The organism is Citrobacter sp. wls710 (assembly GCF_005281115.1).
Lineage (GTDB): Bacteria > Pseudomonadota > Gammaproteobacteria > Enterobacterales > Enterobacteriaceae > Citrobacter > Citrobacter werkmanii.
The window spans coordinates 45,550-68,570 of sequence record NZ_SZXD01000035.1 but is presented as its reverse complement, the minus strand read 5'-3'; the positions used below and the strand labels follow the sequence as shown (position 1 = coordinate 68,570).

Here is a 23,021-nt window from a genome sequence, read left to right as displayed (position 1 = left end):
AGCCTGGTACCGACTGCGCTTTTTTTCCATCTTTAGCGCACTTTTCAGCGATTTCCGCTGGAACGATTCAGGAAGAAATAGTGTTAAGGCGGTCAAATTTAGACCACAAAGGTATTTTAAAGGTATTATCAGGTGGTACTATCAACGCGTACCTTACCTGTCATGAAGGATTTAAAGATGAAAACTACAGTTAAGCTGTCGTTCATGATGTTTGTTGAGTGGTTTATCTGGGGCGCCTGGTTTGTCCCACTTTGGCTGTGGCTCAGCAAAAGTGGCTTTACCGCGGGTGAAATTGGTTGGTCATACGCCTGTACCGCCATTGCCGCGATCCTGTCGCCGATTCTGGTTGGCTCTATCACTGACCGCTTCTTCTCAGCGCAAAAAGTCCTCGCCGTGTTGATGTTTGTCGGCGCTATCCTGATGTACTTCGCCGCGCAGCAAACCACCTTCAGCGGATTCTTCCCGCTGTTACTGGCCTATTCACTGACCTACATGCCGACAATTGCGTTAACCAACAGTATCGCTTTTGCCAACGTACCGGACGTTGAGCGTGATTTCCCACGCATTCGCGTGATGGGCACCATTGGCTGGATTGCGTCTGGTTTGGCCTGCGGCTTCTTGCCGCAAATGCTCGGCTATAGCGATATTTCCCCCACCAATATTCCCCTGCTTGTCACGGCCGGAAGTTCCGCGCTGTTAGGCGTTTTTGCGTTCTTTTTACCGGATACGCCGCCGAAAAGTACCGGCAAGATGGATTTCAAAGTCATGCTGGGGCTGGATGCGCTGATCCTGCTGCGGGATAAGAACTTCCTCGTCTTTTTCTGTTGCTCATTCCTGTTTGCCATGCCGCTGGCGTTTTATTACATCTTCGCCAACGGTTATCTGACAGAAGTTGGGATGAAAAATGCCACCGGTTGGATGACGCTGGGCCAGTTCTCTGAAATCTTCTTTATGCTGGCGCTGCCGTTCTTCACCAAACGCTTTGGCATTAAAAAGGTATTATTGCTTGGTCTTATTACTGCGGCTATCCGCTACGGATTCTTCGTTTACGGCGGTGCGGAAGAATATTTCACTTATGCCCTGCTGTTTCTCGGCATTCTGCTACACGGCGTCAGTTATGACTTCTACTACGTTACGGCCTATATCTATGTCGATAAAAAAGCGCCGGTACACATGCGCACCGCAGCGCAAGGGCTTATCACGCTCTGCTGTCAGGGATTCGGCAGCCTGCTGGGTTATCGCCTGGGCGGCGTAATGATGGAAAAAATGTTTGCCTATAAGGAACCGGTTAATGGTCTCACCTTCAACTGGGCGGGCATGTGGGGATTTGGCGCGATCATGATCGCCGTCATTGCCGTGCTGTTTATGATTTTCTTTCGCGAATCAGACAAAGAAATTACCGCCATTAAGGTGGATGATCGCGATGTAGCGTTGAAACAAGGGGAAGTGGAATGAAAGCAGAACGTATTCTCGGTGCTCTTTATGGGCAGGCGTTAGGGGATGCGATGGGCATGCCGTCGGAACTGTGGCCAAGAACCCGGGTAAAAGCACACTTCGGTTGGATCGACCGTTTCTTGCCTGGACCTGCGGAAAATAATGCCGCCTGCTATTTTAACCAGGCGGAATTTACCGATGACACATCCATGGCCTTGTGTCTGGCTGATGCCCTGCTTGAATGTGACGGAAAGATAGTCCCAGACGTTATTGGCCGCAATATTCTGGCCTGGGCCGAACGTTTCGATGCTTTTAATAAAAACGTGCTTGGTCCAACGTCAAAAATTGCGCTAAATGCCATTCGCAACGGTAAACCAGTTGCCGAACTGGAAAATAATGGCGTCACTAACGGGGCGGCAATGCGCGTTTCGCCGCTGGGATGCCTACTGCCCGTGCGCGATCTCGATACCTTTATTGATGACGTGGCACTGGCCTCCAGCCCGACGCATAAATCGGATCTGGCTATCGCCGGCGCAGTCGTCATCGCGTGGGCGGTGTCGCGTGCTATCGACGGAGGAAAATGGTCCGAGATTGTTGACACGCTGCCTGCCATTGCCCGACATGCGCAGCAAAAACGGATCACCACCTTTAGCGCCTCGCTCTCTGCCCGCCTTGAACTGGCGCTAAAAATCGTCCGTCATGCCGATGGTATAGAGTCCGCCAGCGAGCAGTTGTACCAGGTCGTTGGGGCCGGAACCAGCACCATTGAGTCCGTGCCCTGCGCCATCGCGATGGTCGAACTGTCGCAGACCGATCCTAACCGCTGCGCCATTCTGTGCGCGAATCTTGGCGGCGATACCGACACCATCGGGGCAATGGCGACCGCCATTTGCGGTGCGCTGCATGGCGTAAGCGCGATTAACCCGGCATTGAAACAGGAACTGGATGCGGTAAATCAGCTGGACTTTACCCGCTATGCCAGCGGATTACTGCGACTGCGCGGACAACGGGAGGCGCTATGAACAGCACCTCGCGTCTGCAACAACTTATCCCGCAGTTAGGTTCACACAGGCCGGTCACGGTGGTGGGGGCAGCGGTCATTGATGTCATTGCCGATGCGTATGCCCTCCCATGGCGCGGATGTGATATCGAGCTTAAACAGCAAGGCGTTAACATTGGCGGCTGCGCGCTCAATATTGCCGTTGCGCTTAAGCGATTAGGTATCAACGCCAGCAATGCGCTACCGCTGGGTCAGGGGGTATGGGCCGATATTATCCGCAACCGGATGGCAAAAGAGGGATTGCATAGCCTGATCGACAACGCGGAAGGCGATAACGGCTGGTGTCTGGCGCTGGTGGAACCGGATGGCGAACGTACCTTTATGTCTTTTAGCGGCGTCGAAAACCAGTGGAACGCCGACTGGCTGGCGCGTCTGAACATCCCGCGTAACAGCCTGGTCTATCTGTCAGGCTATCAGTTAACCTCTCCATGTGGCGAGCTGCTGGTACAGTGGCTGGAAGGTCTGGAAGACGTGACGCCATTTATCGATTTTGGTCCGCGAATCGGCGATATTTCAGACGACTTAATGGCGCGAATCATGGCCTGCCGCCCGCTAGTATCGCTCAATCGACAGGAGGCCGAAATTGCCGCCGAGCGGTTTGCATTAAGCCAGGATGTAGAGGGTTTTGGAGCAGAGTGGGTGCGCCGTTTCGCCGCGCCGGTGGTGATACGCCACGATAAAGACGGCGCGTGGTATTTCAGCGCGCAAACATCCGGTTGCGTGCCAGCATTTAAGACCACCGTCGTTGATACCATTGGCGCGGGCGACAGCCACGCTGGCGGCATGCTGGCCGGACTGGCGTCAGGCTGGCCGCTGGCTGATGCGGTACTGCTGGGCAATGCGGTGGCTTCCTGGGTAGTCGGGCATCGCGGCGGCGATTGCGCCCCCTCGCGAGAGGCGTTACTCCTCGCACACAAAGACGTATAGATCGCTTCGGCAATAGCTGATGCTGTATTCAATGGGCCGTTGCTGCTGGTCAAGCGCTACCTGCTTGATCACCAGCACCGGCACTTTGCTGTCCATTTGAATGTGAGCCTGGAACTCCGCGTCTGGCATCCGGGCGCTGACGCGTGAACGCGTACGCTGCGGGAAGATATGCTGGCTGCGAAAATAGTCGTACAGCGAAACGCCGATGGCATCCACATCATGGATTAGTTGGGCCGGTACCCATGACTCTTCAATAGAAACGGCTTCTTCATCGACATAGCGAATACGTTTGAGCAGGAAGACCTCACTCCCGACAGCAACAGCCAACTGCTGCGCCACCTCTTCCGGGCAAGGCACAATGCGCTTGTTGACCCACAGCGTATCTGGTTTTTTTCCGCGTAAAACGACCTGCTGCGAAAAACCCCGCGCTTCTTTGAGCGAATACTCGAAGATGTTGTTGATCTGCGTCCCGTAACCGCGGGCGCGTGTCACCACGCCTTCTTCCTCCAGAGCCTGCATCGCCTTGCGTACCGTAATCCGCGACACGCCAGTCAACTGGCTGAGATCACGCTCGCCGGGCAGGATATTGCCATGCTCCAGAATCCCGCTGCGCACAGCGTTTTTCACCGTTTGCGCAAATTTCATATACAGCGGCGTGTTATCTGCCGCTGCAATGCGTTCATTCAGTTGCGCGATAAGCTGGGTATGCGCTTGTTCCATTTATCTTTTTCCTGCAGCCGTTTCTGCAGCCAGTATACTCATTACCACCACGCGTGGAAATGATGCACCGGACCAATTCCCTCACCCACTTCCAGCGTGTCAGCCTGTGCCAGCGCCGCCGAAAGCCACAGTTTGGCTTCCTGTACCGTATCAGCCCAATTGTTATGCCGTGGACGCAGCGCCGCCAGCGCTGCGGAAAGAGTACAACCGGTACCGTGGGTATTTTTGGTCATCACCCTTGGCGCAGTAAAACGCTGTTCGCCATCACGGGTAAACAGCCAATCCGGGCTTTGCGCATCCTCCAGATGACCGCCTTTCATCAGCACCGCCTCACAGCCCAGCGCTCGCAGCTCCCTTCCCTGTTCTAACATCTCCTGCTCAGTTTGCGCATGCGATGCGCCGAGCAATGCCGCTGCCTCCGGCAAATTTGGGGTGATAATTGAAACCTGCGGCAACAAACGGGTACGCAGCGTTTCTACCGCCGCGGGCGACAGTAACGGATCGCCACTTTTCGCCAGCATCACCGTATCCAGTACGACATTTTGCACCCGATGGCGGTGCAAACGTTCGGCCACCGCTTCAACAATATCCGCTTCCGCCAGCATGCCGATTTTGGTGGTATCGATACGTACATCGCTGAACACCGAGTCCAGTTGTGCGGCGACAAAGTCAGGTTCAATGCGATACACCGACTGCACCCCGCGCGTATTTTGCGCCACCAACGCGGTGATCACCGAACAGCCGTAAGCACCAAGCGCGGAGAAAGTTTTTAAATCGGCCTGAATACCCGCGCCACCGCTGGGATCGGTTCCGGCGATCGTTAATGCGTTAATCCGTTTCATGCTTGCTCCTGCGCGTTCAGGTTATAGAGGGCGTCGAGAAATGCAGGGACAAAACTGCCCGGTCCGGTCGATTGTTGCGTGGCGATTTGTCCAGCCTGCTTCATCCAGCTACAGGCGGAGGCGACGTTATCAAGCCGGTCGCCGGGCAAGGCACAGCTGGCCGCAACGACCGCAGATAGCGCGCAACCTGTGCCGACCACGCGCGTCATCAATATATCGCCGCCATTCACGCAGACGGTACGCTGAGCATCGGTAACATAGTCCACTTCGCCGGTCACCACGACGATGGTCCCTACCTCACGAGCCAACGCCTGGGCCGCGCCAAGCGCAGCGGTTGGCGTATCGGTCGTATCCACGCCACGCCCCCCGCCGTTCATCCCCGCCAGCGCCAGTATTTCCGAGGCATTACCGCGAATTACGGCTGGCTGTAGCGACAGTAAATCCAGACAAAAGCGGCGGCGAAACTCAAGAGCGCCCACGGCAACGGGATCGAGCGCCCAGGGGGTTTTAGCAAGGTATGCCTGCTCAACGGCAGCGCGCATCGCCGTGGCCCGGTCACGAGTAAGCGTGCCGACGTTAACCAGCAACGCGCTGGCGATAGCCGCAAACTGGCTGGCTTCCTCGGGCTCAATCACCATCGCAGGTGATGCGCCTAACGCCAACAGCGTATTGGCGGTAAAGTTTTGCACGACCTCATTGGTCATACAGTGTACAAGTGGGGAAAGCGTTCTAAATTGGTGTAAGGCGTGGGCCGCGAGCGCGCGGCTGTGCAGGTCAGGCTGCATGGTTCAGCTCCTGCCCGCGCGAAGAAGGGACACGAGCAGTGTCAGACTTCCCTACGCTGGCATTATCCAGATCAGGTGGTACGGGTATTTCTCAGCCTTCACCAGGAAGGGCACCCCGAGTCGTTGAAACACAAACGTAATATGCTGGTTTCAGCAACAGGATACTGCCTGTGTCTGATGATGTAAATCGGCACGGCACGCTGATGCTTCGCCGCTAAACCTCTGGTCACAGTTGCCGGATTTCTGTACTTTCATTTACACTTTTTACGAAATTACTGGAGTGATCACAAAATAATGCTTGTCAGATGTCCTGTTAGCCAGGAATCATACATGACTGATTTTGATGACCCGAACAGGTAGAGAGGATGGGTATGAAGAAGAAAATGTTGCTGGGCGCGCTGTTGCTCGTAACCAGCACTGTCTGGGCCGCGCCTACAGCTACTGCTGCCGCAAAGGGTATTGATCAATATGAGCTAAAAAGTTTTATTGCTGACTTTACCCATTTCAAACCCGGTGACAAAGTTCCACCACTGTATCTCACCAGCGAATACACCATTAAGCAGTGGAATCTGCGCAACCTGCCCGCACCGACGGCAGGTACCCACTGGACCTATATGGGCGGCGCGTATGTGCTGGTCAATGATGCCGATGCTAAGATCATTAAAGCCTACGACGGCGAGATTTTTTATCATCGCTAAAAAAACGCACCCAACATTATTGGGTGCGTCAACTTTCTGTCAAACTGACATTTTTAGTTATAATCTACAACAACTTTTACCCGACTCATTGTATCCCCAGCCGTGACTTTTCCTGCGTACGTTCTGGTGCGGGCATAGATATTGATTGGCACCGTATTCCCTGTCACTTCCTCAGATCGGTAAAGATTATGACTTCCATACTGAATACTGTTGATACCATCCATGGATAACTGAAATCCCACTGAGCCTGCGCTGTTCGCCGCAGTACCATAGTCATTAGTCAGCGTAACCGCATCTGGAGCCAATTGACTCATGGGTTCAAAATAAAATAACAGATTATCCGGTGTAAATTTTAGACTTCCTGCCCCGCTTGCCTGACAGGTGAATTTTACCGGATGAAGCTCAAATTCCTTCTTATCAAGATCTTTAATGTTAATAACGCCAAGATCAATTTCCTGATTGCCAAAATAGCAGGTTGTGATATCGATAAGAATAGTAACATTCAGATTATATATTATTTTTTTAGGGTTACATTTATCCTCTTTTCCTTGACAATAATCGAGCGTTAACTCAGTAACCAGTGGAATAGTTGCACCAGGCGCGATAATCGTTGCACTGCCAGGGCTTGACGCTTCAACAATTTTATAATTCAGGACCAACCCTGCCATGTTAAAAAAGTCGGATAGCGTATATTGCATTTTACTTTCAGGGGGATTACCTGAATTATAACTCACTGAAAATGAAATAATATAGTATTTACTACCAACCTTAAATGCATATTCATTACTACGCATAAAGGCCATTGCCGCCTTCAACCAGGCATTCTCTTTTGAGGTACATTGCAGTATGACCATGCTGTCCTGACCAGAGGAAAAAACGCCACCAGAAAGCGTACCTGACATTGCATCTGGGGTGAATGAATATGCCCCCGTAATATCTCCCGGAAGAACAAAGTCACATTTATCAGCCTGTGCCCAAAAAGAGCATAATGTTAATACCATCAACAATATCCATCTCATCATCATCATCCTTTTACTGGCAAGAGTATGTCTTACTGGCATCAATCTCCTGATTGAAGGATATTGTGCAGTAACGTCCTTGTTGTTTATCAATGGCAACTTTTATTTTTGCAGGTACGTCATTAGTGCGAATAAACAACATACTGCCTTGCCCAACCAGACCAATATTTTCGCCCTGTTCGCTTTCCACTTCATAACCAAAGGTTAATGGGGAACCATCCGGTCGCAGTGCTTTAAAATACCAGGGTTTACGCTGGTCTGTATCAAAGCGAGCTTTGACCACAGCTCCGCGATATGGCGCAACACTTTTACGGTTACCTTGTAACTCTGTTTCACTATGCGAATTAGACACATCCAGCGTCAGCATATTCTCGCGATACGGTGTCATACCATCATATACCACGGTCCCTTTGCTGTTTGTGACCCGATATTTCTGTCCATTGATATAGGCGTCTTCAAGTCCTGGCGCCTCCACTATCGCAATAGTATCCGAGAATGTGTTTGCCAGATTAACTCCCCCAGACCATGCCACTATCCCACCAGACAGGCTTCCGCTGCTCTGTTTATATTTTGACGATTGACTATAGCTCCCATTAACCGTTGCCACAGGAGCTCGCCATGTCAGATTTGCTCCGGCCGTCGTTTCGCTATCTTGCCGCTGATGACTCAGGTTTACGCCATAATTAAACTGATTACGATCACCTGCAATACCGCTAATACCGGTGTTATTTGACGCAAAGCCATCATCATCAAACGTAGTCGAGTTTGAGAGATACATTTGTCGCCGTGGGGTTGATACGCCATCTCCCCAATTAAACGGTATAGAGATAAAAATGTTGAAACGTTTATCTTCATTATGATCTTCATCGTAAGCCTGACTGGCCGAAAGCGTATAACTAATACGCTGCCAGCTGTTGGTATAGCTCAACTGGTAATCTTTATTACTACCGCTACGCCCCCAGTAGTCACGCCACAATGTGCTTAGCGATACGGATCCCCAACCTTCAGGAAGAGATTGATTGATGTTGGCTGTAAAACTATTTTTACGGCCAAAATCATACTGATAATAATCAGCTATATCGTAAACATCATTTTCGTCACGGTGATAATTATTTTTATTATTCGCCCACACATGATCGTTAAAAGTTCGGTAATCTCGGGAAGAATATCGATAGGCAGCTAAGCCGAAACGCGTACCTGTTTGCGTAAGATATTTATTCCAGGCGACCTGATAACTCTGTCCGTCAAAAACATCGCCATTATCCTGTTTACTATGTGATTGCGTGGCGTCAAAAGAAACAGCGCCAATACGCGTATTCCAGCCAGTCCCCAGCGTAAAGGCATTATAGTGATCCCCAAGCATTGTGCCGCCGTACAGCGTTAAGAGATTATTATAGCCATACTGATAGCTGGCCTGAACAAAATCACTTTGGTTACTGGCCCCTTCTATATGGCTGCGACCCGCGACAAAATCATACTTAGATACGCCAGGCTGCAGCATATTGGGTACGGAGGAATAAGGAACCAGATAGGTCGTAACCGTTCCATCCGCTTCCTTTACACTCACATCAAGATCTGCCCCCCCGCCAGCTAACTGTAAATCAGCAATTGAGAAAGGTCCCGGCGGCACTTCTTTCTGGTACACGATAAAACCATTTTGCTCAATAGTAACAAGGGCATTGCTTTGCGCGATCCCCTGCACTAACGGCGTAAAATTCTGCTTTGAGTTCGGGAGCATCTGCATATCACGATATAAGCGTACCCCGCGAAACCGCACGGTATCGAAAATATCGGATGATGTATACATATCGCCTGCGCGCAACGTTCCGAGGATTTCAGGGATCCCACGTTCCAGATAAAGAGTATTACTCTTCCACTCACCGCTACTATCATCAGTTTTGTTGTAACTGGCATCAGAGTGCAGTTGCCAACCAAATAAATTTAACCCGCTATTGAAGCGCGCAAAGGTATTTTTACTGTTACCTGCGTCTTTGTAATCGCTATAGTATTGGCTGACATAATATGACGTATATAGCGCATTAATCCCGCGATCCCAGTTTTCAGGTTCGACATAACCGTATTCAAGCTCATTGACAAAAGCTTGCGGGACATTGAGATCAAGGCGAAATCGACTCATATCAAACGTTGACGTTCCGCCCTGCAACGCCGCTTTTAGCGGGACGCACTGTGCATCTTTATCAGCTTTAATCCCTTCAGACTTAATGCCCAGACGATGAACGAGACTCCAGCTTAAGCAGGTCTCATCAGGTTCATCCTTCACGTTGAGCTCATACTTACCACGCCATTGATTGTTTAGATAAAGATCTAAATCATAGGTGCCAGGTAACGGTTTTTCACCATTGAAACTAAAATTACTAATTTTTTCGCCCTTCAATCCCCCCATCATAAAGTGGGTATCAAAAGTTTCCTCTTCAGCAAATAACTGGCCTGAAAACAGCAGCAAAAAGATCGCAGAAGCAAGTGGAGTTATCCTTAACATAGCCACACCTCATATTATTTAACACTGACCGTATCGCTAACATAATTCCCACGATCATCAATAATGGTGACAATATATCGATTGCTGCCGTTGTTTCTCAGTTGAAGTATCTGGCTGGATAACGGTGGCAATAAAATCGTCTTACCATTTAGTTGTACTTTATTTGCCTCAATTTTTGGCACTGTAATCCAGTTAGCCGTAGCGTTTTGCAAACTTAAGCCACTACTATTGCGAGAAAAGGTTAATTTTTTAATACTATTTTGTGTGACCGCCTCAACACCTTTTGGCCGATACAACATTTTCAACCTATTTTGCATGGCAAATTTAAGTGTGTTTTTTCCATCTTGATTGTTGGTGTTGGGTGGGATATCCAGTACATTAAAATAAAACATACTTTCTTTGTCATCTGGCAGCGTATTGGCCATTTTCTTAATTTTTATTTGCTGACCTGAATTGCCTTTAACACGAACAACCGGTGGTGAAAGCAAAAATGGTACATTAATCTTTTCTGGTGGTAATGACGTGTCTCCATCATCAATCCAGCTTTGTACCAGAGATGGTCTACTGCTCTGGTTCATTAACTGAACGACAATTTCTTTTTGATCAGCCGGATAAATAACACGAGTGCCATAAATCACGATATCGGCGTGTGCCGGGAGCGTCAGCGCTATCAGGCCTGCAAGTAAAATCCGTTTCATAATATACTACCTTAGTGATAGCGCTATATTGCCGGCAACTCCCGGCAATATAGCCATTGAGAATTAATCAGTTACGACAGTAAATTTAATAGTGGATTTTACTTCGCCCGCTTTAATATCCTGAGCCAGACGGGCCCATTGTGCATCAAATTTTAAGGTGTATTTAACGCCCTCAGCGCCAATATCTTCGCCATCCAACTGGCTAACATCCACAATCTGATCGTTATTGTTAATATTAACAAAATTCGAGGCGGTGTTATAAAAATTAACAGAGAAACCTACGCCAGTAGTATCGCCATCATCATCTTGCAATAATCCTGGAAGTGATGAGAAACTAGTTGGCGAAAAAGTAATGTTTTGTAACTTCACGCTTTTCGGGCAAATAATTTCAATTGAATCGGCGCCCGCATCCCATTTAGTAGGATTGACTGCACCAACATTAATTTTGTAAACATCAGATGTTGAGATCGTGCCCATATCAATGATCGCGGACTCTCCACCACCTGCATTAAAATGACACGAAGAACCTTCCACAGTTGCTTTAATAATCAACTGTCCTTCTTCAGTGATAACATTCTGATCAGCCGCGTGTGCCATGCCTGCAAATAAAAAAGGGAGAACCGCTGAGCAAATAATTGATCTTTTCATACGACATTCCTTATAGGTATAGAAAACACATCCTTTTAACATCCTGGAAATCAAAATGTCACAGGCCTAATCCTGATGCAATATGAAATGATGTTTTATTTGATTTAAAGCAAATTTCAATAAGCATTATTTAATTATTAGATAATAGTTATTTAAGAAATTCACAAATATAATAAATAACGGAAAGTAAATTCATTTACAAAAAAGAACAAAAAAAACAGCAGCATCACATTGCGTAAGCTGCTGTTCAACAGAATAAATTTTGTCGTGATTAATCGTAGGTATTGAGCACGATTTGTCGTTGAGTATCACCCGGCAACATAACACGTTGGGTACTGATGCCCTGGTAGTTTGGCTTTTCACTTCTGGCCATCAACCGCGCCCCGGTCTCCTGACAATCAGTTCGGGGTTTTTCGCCAGTCATGTCGACACGGCACGTAGGCTCGACGACATGCGCAACAATAGTTAACTTTCCGTCAAGTGAATCAGAAGCAACTGCCTGCAAACTCATTCCATAAGCCAGAGTGATAATTCCCAAGAATAAACTAGTTTTCATGCGTTCATTATTCCTGTCATGGGGTAGAAACAGCGCACAAGCTGCTTGTCCGTTGAATTATGAGATAACTTCCCTGCTAAAACCAATTGAAATTATAGATTGATGAAATTGGTTTGATCAATTTGAATGATGCGTTAAGAGGAAATATTCGGAAAAAGGCGTGAATTATAGTGATGTGATGAATAATATTGTGCAGTTTGTTCGGCCAATATATTCACCGCACCAATATATCATTAATACGGTGAATAGGTATAACACTTCTTACGTCAGCAAAAATTACACCGCGCGGAAGGCAATCTCGCCAGGAATAACTTCACCCTGCCAGTACAGCTGCGCTGCTACGCGCCCTGCAAGGTCACGGTAAATGGCAGTAAATTCGCTGTCTGGGCGGCTGATAACCGTCGGTGTACCGCGATCGAGGTCTTCACGCAGAGAAATATGCAGCGGCATTTGTCCCAGCAGTTGGGTGTGGTACTGCTCGGCCAGTTTCTGCGCGCCACCGGTGCCAAAGATTGGCTCATGATGACCGCAATTGCTGCAAATATGCATACTCATATTCTCAACAATACCCAACACCGGCACTTCGACTTTTTCGAACATCACAATGCCTTTTTTCGCATCGATCAGCGCAATATCCTGCGGCGTGGTCACTACAACCGCCCCTGTTACCGGAATGTTCTGCGCCAGCGTCAGCTGGATGTCACCGGTACCTGGCGGCATATCCAGTACCAGATAATCAAGATCCGGCCATAAGGTTTCCTGCAGCATCTGCAACAGCGCTTTACTGGCCATCGGGCCGCGCCACACCATGGCGTTATCGTCAGTGACCAGATAGCCAATGGAGTTGGTCGCCAGACCGTGAGACATAATCGGCGCCATATGAGTGCCGTCCGGCGAAGTTGGACGCTGGTTTTCCGCACCGAGCATCGTCGGGATGGACGGGCCATAAATATCGGCGTCAAGAATGCCCACCTTCGCCCCTTCCGCAGCCAGCGCCAGCGCCAGGTTCACCGCGGTCGAGGATTTTCCTACGCCACCTTTGCCCGAGCTAACGGCAATGATGTTCTTCACACCATTAATACCCGGCTGGTTTTTCACGCGCTTCAGCGTCGCGATGTTATGCGACAACTTCCAGTCAATCGCCTTCGCGCCGGTAATACGCAGCAGATCGGCACTGCATTGCTCTTTTAATGCTTCAAACGCACTATGCCAGACGAAGGGCATGACCAGCTCGACGTGCAACGTGTCATCCATCCAGGCGACGTGGTGCAACGCTTTAAGCGTCGTCAGATTATGCTTCAGGGTTGAATGCTGAAAATTCGCCAGCGTCCCGGCGACCATCGCGCGCAGGGTTTCTGGTGATTTGGCCTGGGATTGTGGGTTCATCCCGACTCCTTTTTGTTGTTCTGAAAATACAATAGTCACCAGGTAGTTTACTCCAACCGCAACAATTATTCATTTACGTATAAATGCCCTTATCGCTTGGCGCAGTAATTACCATTTTGGTACTATCAAAGCCCTTTTCACTACAAAAGAAGTAATTGCCCACTATGACTCAAGTCGCGAAGAAAATTCTGGTAACGTGCGCGCTGCCGTACGCCAACGGCTCTATCCACCTCGGCCATATGCTGGAGCACATCCAGGCTGATGTCTGGGTCCGTTACCAGCGAATGCGCGGCCACCAGGTAAACTTCATCTGCGCGGACGACGCCCACGGTACGCCAATCATGCTGAAAGCACAGCAACTTGGGATCACGCCAGAGCAGATGATCGGTGAAATGAGTCAGGAGCATCAGACTGATTTTGCAGGTTTTGACATCAGCTACGACAACTACCACTCTACGCATAGCGAAGAGAACCGTGAGCTGTCTGAGCTGATTTACACGCGCCTGAAGGAGAACGGTTTTATTAAAAACCGCACTATCTCCCAACTGTACGATCCGGAAAAAGGCATGTTCCTGCCTGACCGTTTCGTTAAAGGCACCTGTCCGAAATGTAAGTCTCCGGATCAGTACGGCGATAACTGTGAAGTCTGCGGCGCAACCTACAGCCCGACCGAACTTATCGAGCCGAAATCCGTCGTTTCCGGCGCAACACCGGTGATGCGTGACTCAGAACACTTCTTCTTTGACCTGCCATCGTTCAGCGAAATGCTGCAGGCGTGGACGCGCAGCGGCGCGTTGCAGGAGCAGGTCGCCAACAAAATGCAGGAATGGTTTGAATCTGGCCTGCAGCAGTGGGATATTTCCCGCGACTCACCGTACTTCGGTTTTGAAATCCCGAATGCGCCTGGCAAGTACTTCTACGTCTGGCTGGATGCGCCAATTGGCTATATGGGATCGTTCAAAAATCTGTGCGACAAGCGCGGCGACACGACCAGTTTTGATGAGTACTGGAAAAAAGACTCCGACGCCGAGCTGTATCATTTCATCGGCAAGGACATCGTCTACTTCCACAGCCTGTTCTGGCCTGCCATGCTGGAAGGCAGCAACTTCCGTAAGCCGACCAACCTGTTCGTACACGGTTATGTGACGGTGAACGGCGCGAAGATGTCCAAATCTCGCGGCACCTTTATTAAGGCCAGCACCTGGCTGAAGCACTTCGACGCCGACAGCCTGCGTTACTACTACACGGCGAAGCTCTCTTCACGTATTGATGACATCGACCTGAACCTGGAAGACTTTGTCCAGCGCGTTAACGCCGACATCGTCAACAAAGTGGTCAACCTGGCCTCCCGTAACGCTGGCTTTATCGCCAAGCGTTTCGACGGCGTGCTGGCGGCTGAACTGGCCGACCCGGCACTGTATAAAACCTTCACCGATGCCGCTGCAGTCATTGGCGAAGCGTGGGAAAGCCGTGAATTCGGTAAAGCTATCCGTGAAATCATGGCGCTGGCCGACGTGGCAAACCGCTACGTTGACGAACAGGCCCCGTGGGTTGTGGCTAAACAGGAAGGCCGCGATGCGGACCTGCAGGCAATTTGCTCAATGGGCATCAACCTGTTCCGCGTTCTGATGACTTACCTGAAACCGGTACTGCCGACGCTGGCTGAACGCGTTGAAGCCTTCCTGAACAGCGAACTGAACTGGGATGCTATCGAGCAGCCGCTGCTCGGTCACAAGGTCAACACCTTTAAGGCGCTCTACAATCGCATCGACATGAAGCAAGTTGAAGCGCTGGTTGAAGCGTCTAAAGAAGAGGTGAAAGCCGCGGCCGCACCGGTTACCGGCCCGCTGGCGGACGATCCGATTCAGGAAACCATCACCTTTGACGATTTCGCCAAAGTTGACCTGCGCGTCGCGTTGATTGAAAACGCTGAGTTCGTAGACGGTTCTGACAAACTGCTGCGTCTGACGCTGGATCTCGGTGGCGAGAAGCGTAACGTCTTCTCCGGTATTCGTTCTGCTTATCCGGATCCGCAGGTCCTGATTGGACGCCAGACCATTATGGTTGCCAACCTGGCACCACGTAAAATGCGCTTCGGTATTTCCGAAGGTATGGTAATGGCGGCAGGTCCTGGCGGGAAAGATATCTTCCTGTTAAGCCCGGACGAAGGTGCAAAACCTGGCCAACAGGTGAAGTAAGATATATCAAGCGCTGCAATGGCAGCGCTTTTTTTTGCGTTAGCTTTTCCCCTAATCTTAAACTCGTCACTTCACTCCATTTTCGGACTGCTCAGTTATCACGATTAGATTTATTCTATACTGCTTTGCTATTAAGGTCGTACGGGTCCATTAAATTCACAGGCTCTATTATTTTGCATCTAATATTCATGAAATGGAGTTTTACATGAAAGCGTTACAAAAATTACTTTCACTCGCCGCGGCATCTATTCTGGTTTTTTCCCTCGCGGGTTGCGGTGATAAAGAAGAGACGAAAACTTTCAATGCCAACCTTAACGGCTCGGATATTACCGTCTCTTACACCTATAAGGGCGATAAGGTTCTGAAACAAATTTCTGAAAGTAAAATCAGCTATGCGTCTGTCGGTGCCAGCAATAAAGAAGAAGCAGCAAAAATCTTCGACGCCTTAAGCGCTAAATATCAAAACATCCCTGGCATAGAAGAAAAGCTCACCTATTCAGACACCTACGCGCAAGAAAATGTCACTATCGATATGGAAAAGGTCGATATAAAATCGTTGCAGGCCATCTCCGGGATGAAGCTATCTGAGAATGCCGATAAAAACATCAGCATGAAGCAAATGCAAACGGTAATGGAAGCGGCGGGTTTTAAAGAAGTGAAATAAACGACCGGCGACCCGATTTTAATCGTGGTCGCCCGTTTTTCTCGTTATGCTTTCGCGTTGTGTACGCGAGAGGTCAAACCGCGCAGGAAATAACGCAGGAACTGATCGCCACATTCGCGATAGTTTTTATGATCCGGCGCGCGCATCATGGCGGTAATTTCCGGCATCGACACGCGAAATTTCTGCTCGGTCATAATGGCCAGAATATCATCGGTTTTCAGCGAAAAGGCGATACGCAGCTTTTTCAGCACCGTATTGTTATTAACACGACGCTCAAGCGCCAGTTCCGGCGCTGAATCATCTTTCCCGCGCAGATGATAAATCAGACCGTTTAAAAAACCGGAAAGAATGATATCCGGGCAGCGCACAAACCCATCTTCATCTTCTTTTGTCATCCAGGTATCAAAACCCGCAGAGGTGGATTCCATGTCAGCAAGCGCAAGAATACGCACCATGTCGTTATTGTTCGCTTTCAGGGTGTAGCGCAGGCTACGAAGAATATCGTTACTTAGCATAGAGCCTTCAACAGTCGGTGATGCAATGGCGCGCAGTGTATCAGTTTTACAGTCCAATCGCCTCTTTTAGACTTTTAAGATAACGACGGCTCACCGGAACGGTCAGCCCGTTACGCAAAATCAGCTCGGCCTGGCCATTATCTTCCAGCCGGATTTCCTGCAACTGCGCTAAATTCACCAGATATTGGCGGTGGCAGCGCAGTAGTGGCGTACGACTTTCCAGCGTTCTGAGCGTCAACTCTGTAAACCCCTCTTTACCATCGCTACTGGTGACATACACGCCGCTCATACGACTACTGATAAACGCTACATCATCCATTTGCAGCAAATAAATACGGCTATGACCGCTGCACGGAATAAACTTCAGCGCCTGCTGATGCTCGGGCAGTAGCGATACATCCTGCTTCGTGCGTTCCTGACGCAAACGGCTCAGCGTTTTTTCCAGCCGCGCCTCTTCAATCGGCTTGAGCAGATAATCAAACGCGTGTTCTTCAAAGGCTTTAACCGCATACTCATCAAAGGCGGTCAGGAAAACAATGTACGGGCGATGCTCGGGATCAAGCATACCGACCATTTCCAGGCCGCTGATACGCGGCATCTGAATATCGAGAAACAGGACATCCGGGCGCAGTTTATGTACCGCGCCAATGGCTTCCACTGCGTTCGAACATTCCCCGACAATCTCGATGTCGCTTTGCTCCTGCAACAGGATCCGCAGATTCTCCCGCGCTAACGGTTCGTCATCGACAATCAGGACTTTGATCATGCCTGTTCCTCCAGAGGAAGTCGTAATGTGATTCGGGTAAAGTGGTCAGGTTCACACGCTACGCTGATGCCAAAATCATCGCCAAACCGCTCGCGCAGTCGTTTATCAACCAGATTCATACCCAACCCGCTGGCCTCAGACGTTGGCTGATACAGTCCGGCATTATCTTCAATATCAAGCATCAGATACTGCCCTTCGCGGCGGGCGGTAATCGACACCTCTCCGGTATCCAGCAACTGAGAGGTACCGTGCTTAATGGCATTCTCCACGATGGGCTGCAGGGTAAAAGCCGGTAATTGCTGATACGAAAGTTCATCAGGCACCGTTAAGGTCACCTGCAGCCGCGACTGGAATCGCGCCTTTTCAATTTGCAAATAGGCGTTCACGTGCTCAATTTCATCGGCCAGTGTGACAATCTCCGACGGACGCTTTAAGTTTTTGCGAAAGAAGGTCGACAGGTACTGCACCAGTTGACTAGCCTGCTCGCTATCGCGGCGGATCACGGCTTTGATGGTATTGAGCGCATTGAACAGAAAATGAGGATTCACCTGGGCATGCAGGAGTTTTATTTCTGACTGCGTAAGCATTGCTTTTTGCCGCTCGTACTGTCCAGCCAGTATTTGCGCCGAAAGTAGCTGAGCGATCCCCTCCCCCAACGTGCGGTTGATCGAGCTAAAGAGGCGGTTTTTAGCCTCATACAGTTTGATGGTCCCCATCACCCGCTGGTTTTCACCCCGCAGCGGAATCACCAGCGTCGAGCCTAATTTGCATTGCGGATGCAAAGAACAACGGTATGGGACTTCATTCCCGTCGGCATACACCACCTCTCCGGTTTCTATTGCCCGTAGAGTGTACGACGACGAAATCGGTTTACCAGGCAGGTGGTGATCGTCACCAATGCCGGTAAATGCCAGCAGCTTCTCACGATCGGTAATCGCCACCGCGCCGATATCCAGCTCTTCGTACAGCACCTGAGCCACCTTCATGCTGTTAACCTCGTTGAATCCCTGACGCAAAATACCTTCCGTAGAGGCGGCAACTTTGAGCGCAGTAGCGGAAAAAGCGGAGGTGTATTTTTCAAACATCGCTCGTTTATCGAGCAAAATACGCATAAACAGGGCTGCGCCCACGGTATTGGTGACCATCATCGGCGCGGCAATATTGCTGACCAACCGAAACGCATCATCAAACGGACGAGCAATTAATAAGATAATCAGCATCTGTACCAGTTCAGCCACAAAGGTGATGGCACCCGCCGTCAGTGGGCTAAAGACTTTATCGGTACGACCACGACGGGTGAGCACGCTGTGCACCAGCCCGCCGAGTAAACCTTCCACAATGGTCGAAATCATGCAGCTTAGCGCCGTCATACCGCCCATTGAATAACGGTGCAAGCCACCGGTCAGACCGACTAAACCGCCAACCACCGGGCCGCCAAGCAGCCCGCCCATCACCGCGCCGATAGCACGGGTGTTGGCAATAGAATCATCAATGTGCAGCCCGAAATAGGTGCCCAAAATGCAGAAAATGGAAAAGGTGACATAGCAAAGCAGTTTGTGCGGGAGACGGATAGTGACCTGCATCAGCGGGATAAACAAACGCGTTTTGCTCATCAGCCACGCGATAACGAGAAACACGCACATCTGCTGAAGCAGCAGCAACACCAGATTAAACTCGTACATACGCGCCAACCACACATCACTTAAAAGCGCGTAACATACATGGGCTGCGCGTAACTTTCTTTGAAGTGTTGCAAAAAAACAGGAATTTGTGAGAACGATCACTCGAAAGCGCGAGTATGACGACAAACCCAACCATTCATTGATCAAAAAACAGACAAAACTACCTGGTTCGTAAAAGAGCGTCTAAAGTAAAACTGGGACCTCGCGAGCAAGAGTGAGACGACGATGGCGCTTTACACAATCGGTGAAGTGGCTTTGCTTTGTGATATCAACCCTGTCACTTTACGCGCGTGGCAGAGGCGTTACGGATTACTCAAACCGCAGCGGACAGACGGCGGTCATCGTCTGTTTAACGACGCGGATATCGACAGGATCCGTGAGATAAAACGCTGGATAAACAACGGCGTTCAGGTCAGTAAGGTGAAAATGTTGCTCAGCAATGAGAACATTGATGTGCATAACGGCTGGCGTGAACAGCAAGAGACGCTATTAAGCTATTTGCAAAGCAATAATTTGCATAGTTTGAGAATGTGGATCAAAGAGCGTGGCCAGGATTATCCTGCGCAAACGCTCAACACCCATTTGTTCACACCGTTACGCCGCCGTCTACAGTGTCAGCAGCCGATCCTCCAGGCGTTACTCGGGATCCTCGACGGCGTTCTCATCAACTACATCGCGATTTGTCTGGCCTCAGCACGCAAGAAACAGGGTAAAGATGCGCTGGTTGTCGGCTGGAATATTCACGATACCACCCGCTTATGGCTGGAGGGTTGGGTTGCCAGTCAGCAGGGATGGCGCGTTGACGTTCTGGCCCATTCACTGAACCAACTACGACCGGAAATGTTCGAAGGGCGAACCTTACTTGTCTGGTGCGGCGAGAACCAAACGCCCGCTCAGCAACAGCAGTTGAGTGAATGGCGCGCGTTAGGTCACGATATTTATCCACTCGGTATTTAATATTCTATTAACAAAAGTGTACAATCCTTAGATTCACATAGGGAGTGCACAATGAGCGCAGCTAAAATCGGTGTAATAACCCTCTTCCTGCTGATGGCTATCGGCGGTATCGGCGGCGTCATGCTGGCAGGCTACACATTCATTTTACGTGCCGGGTAAGGTAGCTCGCTAATCGCTCAAATCCGCGATCGACAATCACTGCCGCCAACGCGACCAGCAACGCCCCCTGAATCACATACGCGGTATTGAATCCGGTAAGTCCGATAATTATCGGCGTACCCAGCGTATTCGCCCCGACGGTTGAGGCTATCGTTGTGGTGCCGATATTAATGATCACCGACGTGCGGATCCCCGCCAGAATAACCGGTGCCGCCAGCGGCAACTCCACTTTACGCAGGCGCTGCCAGCGACTCATCCCCATCCCGCTGGCGATATCCATCACGCTGGCAGAGATGCCTCCCAGCCCCGCCAGGGTTGCCTGTAGGATCGGTAACACGCCATACAGGATCAGCGCGATAACCGCCGGCTCAAGACCAAATCCCATCACCGGCACGGCAATCGCCAGCACCGCGACCGGGGGAAAAGTCTGCCCCACGGCGGCGATAGTTTCCACCATCGGCCTGAACTCAGCCCCCCAGGGCCGGGTTACCGCAATCCCGGCACCGGTGCCGATGAGTACGGCGATAAGACTCGATATTCCTACCAGCGCAAAATGACTCAGCGCCAGCGCCGTAAAACTTTCCTGCTGATACACGGGGCGCGGCAACTCAGGAAACAGCGAACTAAACAGGGCCTGACTGTGCGGTAACCCGACCAACAGGATCAGGAACAGGACAACCAGCCACAGCAGTGGATCAGCAAGACGTTTCACGGGGCGGCATCTCCGAAAGCAGATCGCGAAAGTGAAGCGTACCGCAGGACACGCCCTGCGGCGTCACAACCGGCAGGACATCGCACCCCCGCGCCACAAACATCGACAGCGCATCACGCAGCGTCATTTCAGCCACCAGCGGCTCACCGTCTGAATGTTCGCCGCGACGGATAAAATCACCCACCGTACGCAGCGACAGTAACCGCACGCCCAGTTCGCTGCGGCCAAAGAACGTTTGTACGAAATCGTTCGCTGGCGCAGTCAGCATCGATAGCGGCGTCCCTTGCTGCACGACCTTCCCCGCGTCCATCAGGACCAGATGTTCCGCCAGCCTCAGCGCCTCGTCGATATCATGCGTCACTAATACGATGGTACGCCCCAGCAGACGATGAATACGGGTCATCTCCTGCTGCAACGCACCGCGGGTGACAGGATGCAGCGCGCCAAAAGGCTCATCCATCAATAGCACCTGTGGATCTGCCGCCAGGGCGCGCGCAACCCCGACCCGCTGCTGCTGCCCACCGGAAAGCTGATGTGGGTAACGGTGACGCAAACTCGCCTCCAGCCCCAACAGCGCCATAAGTTCATCTGTTCGATCATCAATACGCGAGCGCGACCACTTTTGTAATTGCGGCACGGTGGCGATGTTCTGCGCGACGGTCCAGTGCGGGAACAAACCGATAGACTGGATCGCGTACCCCATACGCCGCCTTAACTCCAGTACCGGCAGACTACGGATCTCCTCCCCCGCAAAACGAATCTGCCCGCTGTCATGCTCGACCAGTCGGTTGATCATCTTCAGTGTGGTGGATTTCCCGGAACCCGACGTGCCAATCAGCACCGAAAAGCTCCCCTCCGCCAAATGCAGATTAAGGTCATCGACGGCTTGTTGCTGACCGTAGGTTTTACTGACATGACTAAATTCAATCATTATTCGTTCCCTTCAGCAGCGCTAGCCCTAAATCAAACAGCGCATCAATCAACACTGCCAGCACAACTACCGGGATCACACCCAGCAGCACTAAATCAACAGCGCTACTGAGCAACCCCTGAAAGACCAGCGCGCCAAAGCCCCCGGCGCCGATCAGCGCGGCAATCACCGCCATCCCTACCGTCTGGATCATCACCACCCGCAAACTGCGCAAGAAGACCGGCAGCGCCAGCGGCAACTGCACCGATATAAACCGTTGACGCGCGCTCATCCCCATCGCCCGGGCGCTTTCCAGTACATCCACTGGAACCTGATTCAGTCCAGCCACGACGCCACGTACCAACGGTAAGAGCGCGTACAGTACCAACGCAATAAGCGCGGGTGTCAAGCCGGTTCCCGCAACGCCGAGTGAGCTTAACGAGGGAAAATACTTAACCAGCCCAGCAAGCGGCGCAATCAATAGGCCAAACAAGGCCACCGAGGGGATGGTCTGGATAATGTTCAGTACGGCGAAAACCGGTCCCTGACGCGAGTCAGAAAAAGAGCACCAAACGCCCAGCGGCACACCAAGGAATAGCGCGGGTATGACGGTGCCGAACAGAATAGTCAGATGCTGCGCCAGTGCGTCGTTAAAGACATCGTGGCGGTTGGCATACTCTTTAAGCAGGGAAAGATCGTTAAACGTGCCGGACAGTAATAACACTATCGGCATAACAAAAAGTTGCGCATGCAGCACCCATCGCCACAACATCTGACGGGTGATGCGCCGAATGGCGTCACTGGCAGCCAGCAACATGAATCCGAGACCCAGCCAGAACCCGGAGCCAAGACTGGTTCTGGCCAGCGTACTGCCCGTCTGCGCCAGATACGTTGCCGTTGTACCTGCAGTTACCAGCGCCGCAATCACCAACAGCTGGCTAATAACAAGCGTCAATATATGGCCGGATTTGCCCGACACAAAGCACAGAAGAAACAGTAGCAAACATGCCACCGCCAGTCCCCACGCCATGTCGGGCCTGATATCCCAGAGTTGACGACCTTCGCCGGAAACCAGGCGATTGGGGGCATAACTAATGAAAGGAAGCGCAGTTGCTGCGAAGGTCAGAAGAACCAGCAGCAACAGCACCCGATTAACCGAGATATTCGACAAAACACCCACCCGCC

At 50.8% G+C, this 23,021-nt stretch carries 23 protein-coding genes and 1 riboswitch; of the genes, 8 read left to right on the top strand and 15 right to left on the bottom strand.

Going from position 1 to position 23,021, the window contains the following annotated elements:
• Nucleotides 1-177: 177 nt before the first annotated feature.
• Genes FDX14_RS16955 through FDX14_RS16945 form a run of 3 tightly spaced genes read left to right on the top strand, consistent with a single transcriptional unit; the run spans nt 178 to nt 3,421 of the window.
• The gene (locus tag FDX14_RS16955) at nt 178-1,455 is read left to right on the top strand and encodes a nucleoside permease (RefSeq protein ID WP_079223493.1); all 1,278 of its coding nucleotides are present in this window, start codon (nt 178-180) and stop codon (nt 1,453-1,455) included.
• Entirely contained in the window at nt 1,452-2,456 is a 1,005-nt protein-coding gene (locus FDX14_RS16950; RefSeq protein ID WP_137349913.1) for an ADP-ribosylglycohydrolase family protein, read from the top strand. The genes FDX14_RS16955 and FDX14_RS16950 overlap by 4 nt, the downstream gene beginning before the upstream one ends.
• Nucleotides 2,453-3,421, top strand: a complete 969-nt coding sequence (locus FDX14_RS16945; RefSeq protein WP_137349912.1) for a PfkB family carbohydrate kinase — start codon at nt 2,453-2,455, stop codon at nt 3,419-3,421. Before FDX14_RS16950 ends, FDX14_RS16945 begins: the two co-directional genes overlap by 4 nt.
• On the opposite strand, the gene FDX14_RS16940 is transcribed toward FDX14_RS16945, so the two are convergent.
• Genes FDX14_RS16940 through thiM form a run of 3 tightly spaced genes read right to left on the bottom strand, consistent with a single transcriptional unit; the run spans nt 3,395 to nt 5,768 of the window.
• Nucleotides 3,395-4,141, bottom strand: a complete 747-nt coding sequence (locus FDX14_RS16940; RefSeq protein ID WP_042307383.1) for a GntR family transcriptional regulator — start codon at nt 4,139-4,141, stop codon at nt 3,395-3,397. The genes FDX14_RS16945 and FDX14_RS16940 overlap by 27 nt on opposite strands.
• Nucleotides 4,142-4,182: 41 nt before the next feature.
• Nucleotides 4,183-4,983 carry a bifunctional hydroxymethylpyrimidine kinase/phosphomethylpyrimidine kinase gene (gene thiD, locus FDX14_RS16935; RefSeq protein WP_042307381.1) on the bottom strand — a complete coding sequence of 267 codons (801 nt, stop codon included), beginning with the start codon at nt 4,981-4,983 and terminating at the stop codon, nt 4,183-4,185.
• Nucleotides 4,980-5,768: a hydroxyethylthiazole kinase gene (thiM, locus tag FDX14_RS16930; protein WP_042307380.1), complete on the bottom strand. Its 789-nt coding sequence runs from the start codon at nt 5,766-5,768 to the stop codon at nt 4,980-4,982. The genes thiD and thiM overlap by 4 nt, the downstream gene beginning before the upstream one ends.
• 31 nt (nt 5,769-5,799) lie before the next feature.
• Nucleotides 5,800-5,896: riboswitch (TPP riboswitch) on the bottom strand.
• A gap of 243 nt (nt 5,897-6,139) precedes the next feature.
• Here thiM and FDX14_RS16925 point away from each other — a divergent pair.
• Nucleotides 6,140-6,466, top strand: a complete 327-nt coding sequence (locus FDX14_RS16925) for an RcnB family protein (RefSeq protein WP_032940076.1) — start codon at nt 6,140-6,142, stop codon at nt 6,464-6,466.
• A 53-nt stretch (nt 6,467-6,519) separates the two neighbouring features.
• Here FDX14_RS16925 and FDX14_RS16920 read toward each other — a convergent pair whose 3' ends face one another.
• The 6 genes from FDX14_RS16920 to apbC form a co-directional block, all read right to left on the bottom strand.
• Nucleotides 6,520-7,527 (bottom strand): fimbrial protein, encoded by a 1,008-nt coding sequence (locus tag FDX14_RS16920; protein WP_137349911.1) that lies wholly within the window; start codon nt 7,525-7,527, stop codon nt 6,520-6,522.
• Complete coding sequence (locus FDX14_RS16915; RefSeq protein WP_137349910.1) at nt 7,499-9,985, bottom strand: fimbrial biogenesis outer membrane usher protein; 2,487 nt, start codon at nt 9,983-9,985, stop codon at nt 7,499-7,501. The genes FDX14_RS16920 and FDX14_RS16915 overlap by 29 nt, the downstream gene beginning before the upstream one ends.
• Nucleotides 9,986-9,999: 14 nt before the next feature.
• On the bottom strand, nt 10,000-10,683 hold the full coding sequence (locus FDX14_RS16910) for a fimbria/pilus periplasmic chaperone (protein ID WP_137349909.1): 684 nt from the start codon (nt 10,681-10,683) through the stop codon (nt 10,000-10,002).
• Between the two features lie 63 nt (nt 10,684-10,746).
• A complete protein-coding gene (locus tag FDX14_RS16905) occupies nt 10,747-11,331 on the bottom strand; it encodes a fimbrial protein (protein WP_170973597.1) in 585 nt (194 codons plus the stop codon).
• 271 nt (nt 11,332-11,602) lie between these two features.
• Nucleotides 11,603-11,887, bottom strand: coding sequence for a DUF2574 family protein (locus FDX14_RS16900; protein WP_137349907.1), 285 nt, complete (start codon nt 11,885-11,887; stop codon nt 11,603-11,605).
• 276 nt (nt 11,888-12,163) lie between these two features.
• Nucleotides 12,164-13,273, bottom strand: a complete 1,110-nt coding sequence (gene apbC, locus FDX14_RS16895) for an iron-sulfur cluster carrier protein ApbC (RefSeq protein ID WP_042307372.1) — start codon at nt 13,271-13,273, stop codon at nt 12,164-12,166.
• 164 nt (nt 13,274-13,437) lie between these two features.
• Between apbC and metG the strand changes: the two genes are divergently transcribed.
• Together metG and FDX14_RS16885 are read left to right on the top strand one after the other, a co-directional pair.
• Nucleotides 13,438-15,471 carry a methionine--tRNA ligase gene (metG, locus tag FDX14_RS16890; protein ID WP_079223487.1) on the top strand — a complete coding sequence of 678 codons (2,034 nt, stop codon included), beginning with the start codon at nt 13,438-13,440 and terminating at the stop codon, nt 15,469-15,471.
• 205 nt (nt 15,472-15,676) lie between these two features.
• Nucleotides 15,677-16,135, top strand: coding sequence for a YehR family lipoprotein (locus FDX14_RS16885; RefSeq protein ID WP_137349906.1), 459 nt, complete (start codon nt 15,677-15,679; stop codon nt 16,133-16,135).
• 44 nt (nt 16,136-16,179) lie between these two features.
• Here FDX14_RS16885 and FDX14_RS16880 read toward each other — a convergent pair whose 3' ends face one another.
• The 3 genes from FDX14_RS16880 to FDX14_RS16870 are packed head-to-tail and all read right to left on the bottom strand — an operon-like array spanning nt 16,180 to nt 19,098.
• Nucleotides 16,180-16,650: a YehS family protein gene (locus tag FDX14_RS16880; RefSeq protein WP_042307978.1), complete on the bottom strand. Its 471-nt coding sequence runs from the start codon at nt 16,648-16,650 to the stop codon at nt 16,180-16,182.
• A 46-nt stretch (nt 16,651-16,696) separates the two neighbouring features.
• Nucleotides 16,697-17,416 (bottom strand): two-component system response regulator BtsR, encoded by a 720-nt coding sequence (gene btsR, locus FDX14_RS16875; protein WP_042307368.1) that lies wholly within the window; start codon nt 17,414-17,416, stop codon nt 16,697-16,699.
• The gene (locus tag FDX14_RS16870) at nt 17,413-19,098 is read right to left on the bottom strand and encodes a sensor histidine kinase (RefSeq protein WP_137349905.1); all 1,686 of its coding nucleotides are present in this window, start codon (nt 19,096-19,098) and stop codon (nt 17,413-17,415) included. Before FDX14_RS16870 ends, btsR begins: the two co-directional genes overlap by 4 nt.
• 225 nt (nt 19,099-19,323) lie before the next feature.
• Between FDX14_RS16870 and mlrA the strand changes: the two genes are divergently transcribed.
• Both mlrA and FDX14_RS16860 read left to right on the top strand, forming a co-directional pair.
• Entirely contained in the window at nt 19,324-20,055 is a 732-nt protein-coding gene (mlrA, locus tag FDX14_RS16865) for an HTH-type transcriptional regulator MlrA (protein ID WP_042307362.1), read from the top strand.
• A 51-nt stretch (nt 20,056-20,106) separates the two neighbouring features.
• Nucleotides 20,107-20,214: a protein YohO gene (locus FDX14_RS16860; protein WP_003027354.1), complete on the top strand. Its 108-nt coding sequence runs from the start codon at nt 20,107-20,109 to the stop codon at nt 20,212-20,214.
• Here FDX14_RS16860 and FDX14_RS16855 read toward each other — a convergent pair.
• From FDX14_RS16855 to FDX14_RS16845, 3 genes are read right to left on the bottom strand one after another with little or no spacing between them, the layout of a single operon-like run.
• The gene (locus FDX14_RS16855) at nt 20,195-20,926 is read right to left on the bottom strand and encodes an ABC transporter permease (RefSeq protein ID WP_137349904.1); all 732 of its coding nucleotides are present in this window, start codon (nt 20,924-20,926) and stop codon (nt 20,195-20,197) included. The genes FDX14_RS16860 and FDX14_RS16855 overlap by 20 nt on opposite strands.
• The gene (locus FDX14_RS16850; protein WP_137349903.1) at nt 20,910-21,857 is read right to left on the bottom strand and encodes an ABC transporter ATP-binding protein; all 948 of its coding nucleotides are present in this window, start codon (nt 21,855-21,857) and stop codon (nt 20,910-20,912) included. The genes FDX14_RS16855 and FDX14_RS16850 overlap by 17 nt, the downstream gene beginning before the upstream one ends.
• Nucleotides 21,850-23,016, bottom strand: a complete 1,167-nt coding sequence (locus FDX14_RS16845; protein WP_286364583.1) for an ABC transporter permease — start codon at nt 23,014-23,016, stop codon at nt 21,850-21,852. The genes FDX14_RS16850 and FDX14_RS16845 overlap by 8 nt, the downstream gene beginning before the upstream one ends.
• Nucleotides 23,017-23,021 lie beyond the last annotated feature (5 nt).